Annotated in this window: 1 protein-coding gene and 2 rRNA genes; 1 reads left to right on the top strand and 2 read right to left on the bottom strand. The window is 50.4% G+C overall.

What is annotated here, in order from left to right; genetic code table 11:
• The first annotated feature begins 142 nt into the window (after positions 1 to 142).
• Entirely contained in the window at positions 143 to 670 is a 528-nt protein-coding gene (locus M1B35_RS31795; protein ID WP_268264065.1) for a hypothetical protein, read from the top strand.
• A gap of 1,081 nt (positions 671 to 1,751) precedes the next feature.
• Here the strand turns inward: M1B35_RS31795 and rrf are convergent.
• Both rrf and M1B35_RS31785 read right to left on the bottom strand, forming a co-directional pair.
• Positions 1,752 to 1,867 (bottom strand): 5S ribosomal RNA (gene rrf / locus M1B35_RS31790).
• 149 nt (positions 1,868 to 2,016) lie between these two features.
• Positions 2,017 to 2,129: ribosomal RNA gene (locus M1B35_RS31785) — 23S ribosomal RNA — on the bottom strand; the annotation flags it as partial.

Raw genomic sequence — 2,129 nt, 5'->3', positions numbered from 1 at the left:
CCCCGCCGCCTTGGTCATGCAATGTCTGCTGGCGAGTCGTGTTTAGCGCCAACGGGGGGTGTATCTGGTAAAAGATCATCCTCCACACCTACCGAATAGGTAGCCAAGGCATTCCCGCTGGTTAAGATCGAAGGAGCAACACATGAATTTGGATGTTCTATGGGCTGCGATACTTGGTAGTGCAGGCGGCATCGCAGGCACAGCAGTGATTCTCTGGCTGATGCGTACCTGGTTCGCCGAGAGAATTAAGCAGTCTATCGGACACGAGTACGCGATAAAGCTCGAAGAATGGAAGAAGTCAGAACAGGTTCGCCTAAAGTCAGAAGCAATTGCGTCCCTTCTTGCGGAGTGGATGAGTTTCCCTGATGACCAACGCACCCTGAACAAACTGACATTCGAAGCCTATCTGTGGCTCCCGACTGACATCCTCCAGTTGCTTACTAAAACTTTGACCAACGATCCTACTGCCCCCAACGCTAGAGACATCCTTTGGCATGTCAGGAAGCATCTGTTGGACGATGACACCTTGGCACCTTGGCAGATCGTAATTTTTAAACAGGACAGTCAACGGCGAGCGTTCCAGGCCAAAATGAAAGCGATGACATCATTCAAGGCATTCACCGCTGCTAGCGCTGTGGGTATAAAAGGTTTCAGAGGGAAAAGGACCTGAGATGAATTTTGTGGGATTCGTAAGCACGCCCTTTGCTTTATAGTGGTCCACCGAACGTGTAGTCTCGATGACTTTGTATCCCTACATGTATCCCGAACTACTTAATTCGTCTGCAAGCCACGGATTATATGGAGCGTTAAAGTCTCCCTCGGGCACCAATTACATATCTCAAGATGCTGCTCAATGCATCTTGAACACAAAGAAACCGGCCCTTGAGCCGGTTTTTTTGTGTTCGCTTTATCGCTTTAATCAGCATGATTTTTTGCTGCGTAGGGAGTGATGCATGTTCGAAAAATCACGAACTGTCCCTGCAAGAATATAAAGCGAACCCACATAAAGCGCCGGCCGCTGGTCGACATCGCATTCATCCAAACCTGAAACGAAAAACTCTGCGAGACTCCGGGCGTCGGTCAACTGTCTATTGTCGCCTCCTAGATAGGGCGGAAACGCCGGGAGAAGTGCCACGAGACTGATAAAACTAGTAACCGGCGGTTGCGCACCTAAAAGACCTAAAACCTTCTGGCTTCATCTCTAGCCCCCCTCTAGGGTCAAACTGTATATCTCGCCCCTCCCTAATTGCACTGCCCATTCATAGCCCACCCATAAACCGCAGCCGGATCTTCACCGGTGAGTGACAGCAAGCTACTTGCCACAACATAGCGAAGCAGGTCTCAGCGCATCGGCAATAGCCTGGACCACACAGCGGGCTCACTGATGGCTTTCCAGCGCGATCACCAAGCTAATACGCCACCCGCCCGCCAACACGCTCAGGCAGTCTCTGGCGAGCGCAATAGATGCCATCGCGACGACTATTCAAGCCGAGCCCAATCAGACACCCAAAAACGGAACTGACAGCTAGCATCAATTTGGCCTAGCAGTACTGGCTAACTTATCGAGGCCGAGTTTAAAGTGGAGTGTGCTGGAGATTTCTAGACTTATAACCGAGGAACAAGATTCAAACAGAAGCCATCTCCAGATCTGCCTTACGAGACGCCCCCAGAAACGGATCAACGGATAAAAGTTTTTTCCCGCGTACAGACAAAACCCCAACTGCTTTCGCAATTGGGGTTTCGGAATTTAATCTTGACGATGACCTACTCTCACATGGGGAAACCCCACACTACCATCGGCGATGCATCGTTTCACTGCTGAGTTCGGGATGGGATCAGGTGGTTCCAACGCTCTATGGTCGTCAAGAAATTCGGGTACTGAGTCGTGACCAGGTGGTCTCGCTTCAGCAAATTGGGTATGTGATAGCAGGTGTTTTGTGAGTGTTTCGAACTTTCGGTTCGTTTCGATCTTCACACACCGCAACTCGCTTCTTAAGCAAATTGCTTGGGTGTTATATGGTCAAGCCTCACGGGCAATTAGTATTGGTTAGCTCAACGCCTCACAGCGCTTACACACCCAACCTATCAACGTCGTAGTCTTCGACGGCCCTTCAGGACTCAAGGTTCCA

The sequence above is a fragment of the Pseudomonas morbosilactucae genome, assembly GCF_023241665.1.
In the GTDB taxonomy this organism is placed as follows: domain Bacteria; phylum Pseudomonadota; class Gammaproteobacteria; order Pseudomonadales; family Pseudomonadaceae; genus Aquipseudomonas; species Aquipseudomonas morbosilactucae.
This window is presented reverse-complemented; position numbering and strand designations above follow the sequence as displayed.